This is a genomic window from Vibrio sp. 1562 (genome assembly GCF_033340155.1).
Taxonomy (GTDB): domain Bacteria; phylum Pseudomonadota; class Gammaproteobacteria; order Enterobacterales; family Vibrionaceae; genus Vibrio; species Vibrio alginolyticus.
Genome location: NZ_JAWOVY010000048.1, coordinates 1 through 7,710 on the forward strand (window position 1 = coordinate 1; position 7,710 = coordinate 7,710).

10 protein-coding genes and 1 pseudogene are annotated in these 7,710 nt (G+C 58.9%); 1 reads left to right on the top strand and 10 read right to left on the bottom strand.

Translation table 11 applies throughout. The features are described from left to right. Nucleotides 1-40: 40 nt before the first annotated feature. The 10 genes and pseudogenes from repC to R7Z49_RS22715 all read right to left on the bottom strand — a co-directional run. On the bottom strand, nt 41-886 hold the full coding sequence (repC, locus tag R7Z49_RS22670) for a replication protein C, IncQ-type (RefSeq protein WP_112928757.1): 846 nt from the start codon (nt 884-886) through the stop codon (nt 41-43). After that, nucleotides 873-1,712: a helicase RepA family protein gene (locus tag R7Z49_RS22675; RefSeq protein ID WP_169573183.1), complete on the bottom strand. Its 840-nt coding sequence runs from the start codon at nt 1,710-1,712 to the stop codon at nt 873-875. Before R7Z49_RS22675 ends, repC begins: the two co-directional genes overlap by 14 nt. A 30-nt stretch (nt 1,713-1,742) precedes the next feature. Beyond that, entirely contained in the window at nt 1,743-1,949 is a 207-nt protein-coding gene (urfF, locus tag R7Z49_RS22680) for a plasmid repression protein F (RefSeq protein ID WP_112928753.1), read from the bottom strand. Nucleotides 1,950-2,005: 56 nt separating this feature from the next. Next, entirely contained in the window at nt 2,006-2,281 is a 276-nt protein-coding gene (locus tag R7Z49_RS22685; RefSeq protein ID WP_223847821.1) for a hypothetical protein, read from the bottom strand. A gap of 61 nt (nt 2,282-2,342) precedes the next feature. After that, entirely contained in the window at nt 2,343-2,876 is a 534-nt protein-coding gene (aadB, locus tag R7Z49_RS22690) for an aminoglycoside nucleotidyltransferase ANT(2'')-Ia (protein ID WP_000381802.1), read from the bottom strand. Between the two features lie 144 nt (nt 2,877-3,020). Beyond that, a complete protein-coding gene (locus tag R7Z49_RS22695) occupies nt 3,021-3,920 on the bottom strand; it encodes an extended-spectrum class A beta-lactamase VEB-18 (RefSeq protein WP_065825678.1) in 900 nt (299 codons plus the stop codon). Nucleotides 3,921-4,003: 83 nt separating this feature from the next. Beyond that, the gene (locus R7Z49_RS22700) at nt 4,004-4,567 is read right to left on the bottom strand and encodes an AacA4 family aminoglycoside N(6')-acetyltransferase (RefSeq protein WP_112928758.1); all 564 of its coding nucleotides are present in this window, start codon (nt 4,565-4,567) and stop codon (nt 4,004-4,006) included. 145 nt (nt 4,568-4,712) lie between these two features. After that, the gene (locus tag R7Z49_RS22705; RefSeq protein ID WP_318057402.1) at nt 4,713-5,735 is read right to left on the bottom strand and encodes a DNA-primase RepB domain-containing protein; all 1,023 of its coding nucleotides are present in this window, start codon (nt 5,733-5,735) and stop codon (nt 4,713-4,715) included. After that, nucleotides 5,666-6,076: an IncQ-type mobilization protein MobB gene (locus tag R7Z49_RS22710; RefSeq protein WP_011117300.1), complete on the bottom strand. Its 411-nt coding sequence runs from the start codon at nt 6,074-6,076 to the stop codon at nt 5,666-5,668. The genes R7Z49_RS22705 and R7Z49_RS22710 overlap by 70 nt, the downstream gene beginning before the upstream one ends. Before the next feature lie 106 nt (nt 6,077-6,182). After that, nucleotides 6,183-6,824 (bottom strand): annotated as a pseudogene (locus R7Z49_RS22715) (MobA/MobL family protein); the annotation flags it as partial. Between the two features lie 182 nt (nt 6,825-7,006). Between R7Z49_RS22715 and R7Z49_RS22720 the strand changes: the two are divergent. Continuing rightward, on the top strand, nt 7,007-7,267 hold the full coding sequence (locus R7Z49_RS22720) for a mobilization protein (protein ID WP_169573164.1): 261 nt from the start codon (nt 7,007-7,009) through the stop codon (nt 7,265-7,267). Nucleotides 7,268-7,710 lie beyond the last annotated feature (443 nt).

Below are 7,710 nucleotides of genomic sequence, written 5' to 3' on the forward strand. Positions count from 1 at the left end.
GTGACAGTTAACGGGGGGGGCGTGACAGTTATTGCAGGGGTCAGCCTGCCGCCTTGGGCCGTGCGATGTCGTACTTACCCGCCGCATACTCGTTCACCGTCCAGCCCAGCGCGATCAGCTCCGGCAGCGCCTCGCGCACCCGCTGGCGTCTCTTGCGCATGGCGGCCCCACTGGCCTCTGACGGCCAGACGTAGCCGCACAGGGTATCTATGGCCGCCTTGCCGGTCTTGCCGGGGTCGATCCAGCCACACAGCCGCTGGTGCAGCAGGCGGGCGGTTTCGCTGTCCAGCGCCCGCACCTCGTCCATGCTGATGCGCACATGCTGGCCGCCACCCATGACGGCCTGCGCGATCAAGGGGTTCAGGGCCACATACAGGCGCCCGTCTGCCTCGTCGCTGGCGTACTCGGCAAGCAGCCGGAAGCCCTGCCGCTTGCGGCCATTCTGGGCGATGATGGACACCTTCCAAAGCCGTTCAATGCAGTCCCTGATGGGCTTTGAGTCCTCGATATTGGCATAGCCTATTTCACGAGCCAGCGCCCGATAGCTACCCTTGACCACCATGGCGTCAGCGGTAACGGCTTCCCATTTGGGTTCCAGGAACAGCCGGAGCTGCTGCCCGCCGGGGGTCTCCGGTTCTGGCTCTAGCACCAGACCACTAGGCCCGGCCATGGCCACCAGCCCCTGCAGGATGCGCAAATCATCAGCGCCCAGCGGCTCCGGGCCGCTGAACTCGATCCGCTTGCCGTCGCCGTAGTCATACGTCACGTCCAGCTTGCCGCGCTTGCGCTCGCCCCGCTTGAGGGCACGGAACAGGCCGGGGGCCAGACAGTGCGCCGGGTCGTGCCGGACGTGGCTGAGGCTGTGTTTGTTCTTAGGCTTTGCCACGAGGCACCCCCTTGCTCTTGTGCTGCTTTTCCAGCACGGCGGGCTTGAGTACCCCGCCGTCATGCCGCCTGAACCAGCGGTCTTTGAACGGTGCCCCATAGTTGGCCTTGCTGACTCCAAAGCGGACGAAATAGGGCCGCTGCGTGTCGTCTACGCCCCATTCCTCGGCCTCACCGGTGGTCATGCCGGACAGGTACGATTGCCAGCGGATGTTATCCACCAGCACGGACGATCCCCGGCTGGCCTGCTGCTGGTCGCCTGCGCCCATCATGGCCGCGCCCTTGCTGGCATGGTGCAGGAACACGATAGAGCACCCGGTATCGGCGGCGATGGCCTCCATGCGGCCAATCACTTGCGCCATGGGGCCGCTGGCGTTCTCTTCCTCGATGTGGAACCGGCGCAAGGTATCCAGCACCATCAAGCGGCGTCCCTCAGCGGCTCGCTTGAGGCCGTCGAACCACTCCGGGGCCATGATGTTGGGTAGGCTGCCGATCAGCGGCTGGATTAGCAGACCGTCAGCCACGGCTTGCCGTTGCTCGTCGGTCAGGCGTTCCCCCAATGCGTGCAGGCGGTGATGTATGGCGGTGGGCGGGTCTTCGGCGGGCAGGTAGATCACCGGGCCGGTGCGCAACTCGCCCACGTCCAGCAGGTCGGGGCCGCCTGCGATCTGTGCGGCCAGTTGCAGGGCCAGCATGGACTTGCCGGCCCCACCGGGGGACACCAGCGCCCCCACGGTGCCGGCCACCATGTTGGGCAGTACGTAGTCAATCGGTGGCGGTAGCTCTGTGAAGCTCGCCAGAATGTCGATAGGCTTATGGGTAGCCATTGATTTGCCTCCTGTGTAGGCGGTTGGTGGTTAGGCGCTGGCGGGGTCACTACCCCCGCCCTGCGCCGCCCTGAGTTCTTCCAGATACAGCCGCAGCGCCTCGGCCTCTGCGTCTGTGGCCCATATCTTCCGGGCCTTGCGGCCCATGGCTCGCTGCTGCTCGGCAAAGCGGGCCTGTCGTATAGCGTTGGGGGTGGCCAGCAGGTTGCCGGTACGCTTGTCGTGTTGGTCTTTCATATTTCCTCCGCATTAGAGCTAACACCATAACAGGCATTAGCTCTAATGCAAGTGTTTTATCCTAATGTCGGCCCTCGGTACTGCTGTTTCTCGGCCTGCTTCGCCAGCTCGGCGCGGGCCTCCTGCACCTGCGGCAGCTCCATCACCTTCTGCACCGTACGCTTGATGTAATCGGCCTCATGGCCCGTCTTGCGCTCCATGATGGCGGGGCTGGCCTCGGCCATGGCCTTGCCGATCTCGTCCGGCTCCCGGCCCTTGCTGGCCAGCTTCATGGCCGCGATAAAGTCGCACTTGCTGAGGTCGTCACCGTACCGCTTGACCAGCCCGGCCATTTCGCTGCGGTAACACCTGAGTTAAGCCGCGCCGCGAAGCGGCGTCGGCTTGGACGAATTGTTAGGCCGCATATCGCGACCTGAAAGCGGCACGCAAGACCTCAACCTTTTCCGCCCCGAGTGAGGTGCATGCGAGCCTGTAGGACTCTATGTGCTTTGTAGGCCAGTCCACTGGTGGTACTTCATCGGCATAGTAAAAGTAATCCCAGATGATCGCCTCCCAGCTGTTACAACGGACTGGCCGCCCGGCGATGACGCCCTCAGCCGCCTCTGGGCACGAGCCCTGCGGAGCCTCCGCGATTTCATACGCTTCGTCTGCCCACCAAGCAGGTTCGCAGTCAAGTAACTCATCCCCGATCTCCGCTAAGAATCCATAGTCCAACTCCTCCATGACGCGCCCGCCGAGCATTTCAACTATTGCCTCGAGCTCGCCGCGCCTCTCGCCGGGAAACGTCAGATCAATATCATCGTGCTTGCGTGTTACACGCCCTAGCCGTGCATCGATCGCCCAGCCCCCACCGATCCAGAGCGGCAGATTTCGCTCATCTGCCGCAGCTAGAATTTTGTGTATCAATGTGACCTGCGTTGTGTCCATGCGGCCTAACGGTTTGGGCTATGGGCAGTGGCGGTTTGCGTGAGCCTTTCCTGTCAAACCGAGAAAACGCTCGGGCGGGCTACCGACTTTGCAAATTGCACTTCAACCCGCCATTGCCTATGAGCCAGTGTTAGCGGTAGTTTTTTATTTATTCAAATAGTAATCCCACGTTATTTTTGCAATGTCTGAAATAATCTTTTCATTAATTTCCGAAGTTTCTTTGGACTCTGCAACAAATACGCTTATAAAAATTAATTGTCCATTCGGTAAAGTAATTACCCCAACATCATTAGTGGCTGCTGCAATTCCATTATTTATTCCGGAAGTCCCTGTTTTATGAGCAACAATTGTATTCTTTGGTAATTGTCCTTTTAATCGGTTACTTCCTGTTGTTGTTTCTCTCATAATTTTCCAAATAAAATCATAACTTTTTTTAGAAAGTAATTGGTTCTTATTATTATAAGTATCTATTAACAGTTTGTTCATCGCTGTTGGGGTTGCCCAATTTTGATATTGGGTATTCCAATCCTTGTGCATTTGTTCTTCGTTTGCTTTGATTGAAATATCAGTGAAATGATTAGCATTCAAGAATTTTTGAACAGAATCAGTTCCTCCGATTAATTTTAGCAAAATATCACAACCAATATTGTCGCTCTCTGATACTGTATAATTTAGTATTTGTTCAATCGTCAAAGTTGTTCCATTAGGGAATTCCTCTTTAATCGGACTCCACATTTTAGGCAAAAGGTCTTGAGGGGTAATCTCTATTTTTTGTTCAAAAGAAAGATTCCCTTTATCTATCTCAGACAAAACGGCTAAAGCAATCGGAAATTTCATAACGCTTTGCATCGGGAAATGGAAGTCGTTATTAATCTTCAAAGTATCCTTCTCATTGCTGTTGAATATTGCTACTCCTATTCTGGCATTTTTTGCCTTTAAAACATTCTCAATTTTCAAAGTTAAGTTGTCAGTTTGAGCATTTGAATACGCAATTGTAAAAAATAAACTTAACAATACTAATAATATCCTTTTTACGATTTTCATATGTCTGTACTCCTATCTGGTTAAATTACCGCTAACACCTGAATTAAGCCGCGCCGCGAAGCGGCGTCGGCTTGAATGAGTTGTTAGGCAACACCGCGCTTTCTCTCGAAGGCTTGTCGTGTTTGAACCATGTAAACCGCCGGCCCGTCAGGCGTGGTGATGATCTTCTCCCGCACGAATCCTGCCTTCTCATAGCAGCGTATGGCTCGATGGTTGTTCGGAGTCGGGTCGGTCTGAATCTTCGTCACGGTGGGGTCCGAGAACAGTAGTTCAACGAGAGCGCGGACAAGCCTTGTTCCTAGGCCTTTGTTCAACTGTGTCGGGTCAGCCAGAGACTGGTCTATTCCTCGCACTCCTGGATCAGTTTCATCTTCCCACCAGCCATCACCGCTTCCGAGCGCGACGTACGACTGAGCATAGCCGATCGGTTCCTCGCCCAGCATTGCGATGTACGGTGTTACGGACTCTTCCGCCATCGCTCTGGGCAGGTAGTGTTCCAGCACTTCATCAAGAGTCGGTCGCTCTTCGTCACCACCCCACCACTCAACGATGTGCGGCCGGTTGAGCCAATCATGGAGCATCGGCAGGTCGCGCTCGGTCATGAGGCGAAGAGTTATGGGGGGGGTGCTCGCGGCCTTGCGGCCCATGGCTCGCTGCTGTTCGGCAAAGCGGGCCTGTCGTATAGCGTTAGGGGTGGCCAGCAGGTTGCCGGTACGCTTGTCGTGTTGGTCTTTCATCTCAAACCCTCCATTAGAGCTAACAGTATACCACCAGTTAGCGCTAACGCAAGCATTACATACTTAAATCTGGCCCCCGACTGCGCTGCTTCTGGGTCTGCTTCGCCAGCTCGGCGCGGGCCTCCTGCACCTGCGGCAGCTCCATCACTTTCTGTACCGTGCGCTTGATGTAATCGGCCTCATGGCCTGCCTTGCGCTCCATGATCGCGGGGCTGGCCTCGGCCATGGCCTTGGCGATCTCGTCCGGCTCCCGGCCCTTGCTGGCCAGCTTCATAGCCGCAATGAAGTCGCACTTGCTGAGGTCGTCACCGAAGCGTTTGACCAACCCGGCCATTTCGCTGCGGTAGTCGTCCACGGCGCTGCGGCGATACCGGCGCACACTCCGCGGGGCGGTGATCTCGGCCAGTCGTGCCGTCCGTTCCTGTTGGCGCTTAATGCTGTCCAGCACCTGCCCGGCCTGCTGCATCAGCTCCGGCCCTGCGGTGGCGGTCTTGCCCTTGGATTCACGCAGCAGCACCCACGGCTGATAACCGGTGCGGGTGGTGTGCTTGTCCTTGCGGTTGGTGAAGCCCGCCAAGCGACCATAGTGGCGGCTGTCGGCGCTGGCCGGGTCGGCGTCGTACTCGCGGGCCAGCTTCCGGGCGATTACGCCCCTGTGACCTGCTGGGGCGTCCTGAGCCACTTTTACCCATGCCTGATAGTTCTTGGGGCTGGTCTCCACGATCAGCGCCGGCTCCCGGCCCTCGGCTTTCATGTCATCCAAGTCGAACTCACTGAGATCGTCCACCAGCACCAAACCATGCCGCTCCTGCTCGGCGGGCCTGATATACACGTCATTGCCCTGGGCATTCATCCGCTTGAGCCATGGCGTGTTCTGGAGCACTTCGGCGGCTGACCATTCCCGGTTCATCATCTTGCCGCTGGCGGCATCCCGTATGCCGATGTCGTACCGGTCGCAGCCCATGGCCTTGAGCTGCCGGGCGATGGCTTGCGCGGTGCGGTCACCCTTTACTTGAGCTTGAAAACCAGCCATATACCCCCCTGTTGTTCGATGATTTGCGGCTCCAGCCAAAGCCATGATGCGATCAGCAGCGCCAGAATAGGCGTCACGGAAGCGATCAAGACCCCGGCCCACAACTTCCATGTCCAGCCACGGGCGGCGCTCCGGGCGCTCTGCGCGGCGCTGCTCACCTCGGCGGCTACCTCCCGCAACTCCTTGGCCAGCTCCACCCATGCCGCCCCTGTCTGGCGTTGGGCTTTCAGCCACTCCGCTGCCTGCGCCTCGCTGGCCTGCTGAGTCTGGCTCATGACCTGCCGGGCCTCGTCGGCCAGTGTCGCCATGCTCTGGGCCAGCGGTTCGATCTGCTCCGCTAACTCGTTGATGCCTCTGGACTTCTTCACTCTGTCTATCGCGCTCATGCTCGATAACCTCCCGGTATTCTTGTAAGTCGATGATCTGGCCGTTGGCCGTGTCGATGGCTAGGGCGGTGTCGGCCCGCTCGGTGCGGATGCCCCGGCCCTCCATCTCCACCACGTTGGGGCCAAGATGGATGCCCGGCAGGCGCTCGATGCCCTGCGCCTCAAGTGTTCTATGGTCAATGCGGGCGTCGTGACCAGCCCGCTCTAATGCCCGGTTGGCATGGTCGGCCCATGCCTCGCGGGTCTGCTCAAGCCATGCCTTGGGCTTCAGGCTCTCGGACTTCTGCGCCCCGCCCCGCTCTGGCTGTTTGGCGTTGTACCGCTTGAACCACTGGTCAGCCGGGCGCTCGATACCGTCGTTCTTCCGCTCAGAGATCATCAAGTGGCAATGGGGGTTCTCACCTTTACCGGCATGAATGGCCAGCGTATACGGCAGGCGCTCGCCCTCGGTCAGATGCCGGGCGAATTCGTCCACCAGCTCCCGCTGCTGATCTAGGGTCAGTTCGACCGGCAGGGCAAACTCAACCTCTTTGAACAGCCGCCCATTGGCGCGTTCATACAGGTCGGCAGCATCCCAGTAGTCGGCGGGGCGCTCGGCCCACTCGGGCAGGTGGCCGGACTGAGTGTGCAGCACCTCGTCACGGTCGCGGGAGTAACGGCCCTCCCGCTGGATGTAATCGGCTTTCGCCTTGGCCGACTGGCCGCCGTTCCGGCTGCCGGTCTTGGCCGTAAGGTGATAGATGGCCATAGGGGTTTAGCTCCATGCAATGGCCCTCGGAGAGCGCACAGCCCCAAAGGGGTGCCCGCAGGGCAGTTTCTCGAAGAGAAACCGGTAAGTGCGCCCTCCCGTTAGAATGACGGTCGGGGTTTGCGGTGTCTGTGCTCCGATGATAGCATGATGGCAAGCACATAACCAAGGGGAATGTCAACATGGCAAAAGCAGCGGAACGGCTCGCCAAGCTGGAAGAGCAACGGGCACGGATCAACGCCAAGATCCAGCGGGTCAGGGCACGGGAGCAGCAGCAAAAGCGCAAGGAGGACACCCGGCGCAAGGTGCTGGTAGGCGCGTGGATACTCGGCAAAGTCGAAAGCGGCGAGTGGCCAGAACAGCGCTTGCTCGATGGGCTGGACAGCTACCTAGAGCGCGACCATGACCGGGCGCTGTTCGGACTGCCACCCAAGCAGGAATAGCAGCCACAGGAGCATGGCCAGCCGGAGCCGCAAGAGGGGCAAGGGTGAGCTTCTACCGGCTGACACCTGCCGAGATCGAAGCCCTGCAGCAAGAGATGCGAGAGGCGGGCGCCACCATCAAGGCGGAGATAGCCAAGCGCAAGGTGGCCAGCATGGCCCCTGCGGGGCTTCACACGCGCCCCCGCCCTGCGGGCAGGGGTAAAGGCCGCTAAAGCGGCTAAAGGCGTCTGCGGCTTCCTGTGGCGTCTGTGCATGGGGTTTGGGTTTGCGGGCCTTGGCCCGCCTTTTCCCTACCGCGGAGCGGTGGGGGCGGTGTGTAGCCTAGCGCAGCGGATAGATCAGTTATCCGGCCTCTGGCCGGGCATTTTGGGCAAGGGCAAACAGCGCCCCACTAGGGCGCTGTTAACCGCGCCTAGTGGATTATTCTTAGATAATCATGGATG

What these genes read in the sequence shown, in the direction of transcription:
- R7Z49_RS22720 (WP_169573164.1), top strand. Translation starts at nt 7,007, where the DNA reads ATGGCAAAAGCAGCGGAACGGCTCGCCAAGCTGGAAGAGCAACGGGCA.
- R7Z49_RS22685 (WP_223847821.1), bottom strand. Translation starts at nt 2,281, where the DNA reads ATGGCCGGGCTGGTCAAGCGGTACGGTGACGACCTCAGCAAGTGCGAC.
- R7Z49_RS22675 (WP_169573183.1), bottom strand. Translation starts at nt 1,712, where the DNA reads ATGGCTACCCATAAGCCTATCGACATTCTGGCGAGCTTCACAGAGCTA.
- R7Z49_RS22695 (WP_065825678.1), bottom strand. Translation starts at nt 3,920, where the DNA reads ATGAAAATCGTAAAAAGGATATTATTAGTATTGTTAAGTTTATTTTTT.
- aadB (WP_000381802.1), bottom strand. Translation starts at nt 2,876, where the DNA reads ATGGACACAACGCAGGTCACATTGATACACAAAATTCTAGCTGCGGCA.
- R7Z49_RS22700 (WP_112928758.1), bottom strand. Translation starts at nt 4,567, where the DNA reads ATGGGCCGCAAGGCCGCGAGCACCCCCCCCATAACTCTTCGCCTCATG.
- urfF (WP_112928753.1), bottom strand. Translation starts at nt 1,949, where the DNA reads ATGAAAGACCAACACGACAAGCGTACCGGCAACCTGCTGGCCACCCCC.
- R7Z49_RS22710 (WP_011117300.1), bottom strand. Translation starts at nt 6,076, where the DNA reads ATGAGCGCGATAGACAGAGTGAAGAAGTCCAGAGGCATCAACGAGTTA.
- R7Z49_RS22705 (WP_318057402.1), bottom strand. Translation starts at nt 5,735, where the DNA reads ATGGCTTTGGCTGGAGCCGCAAATCATCGAACAACAGGGGGGTATATG.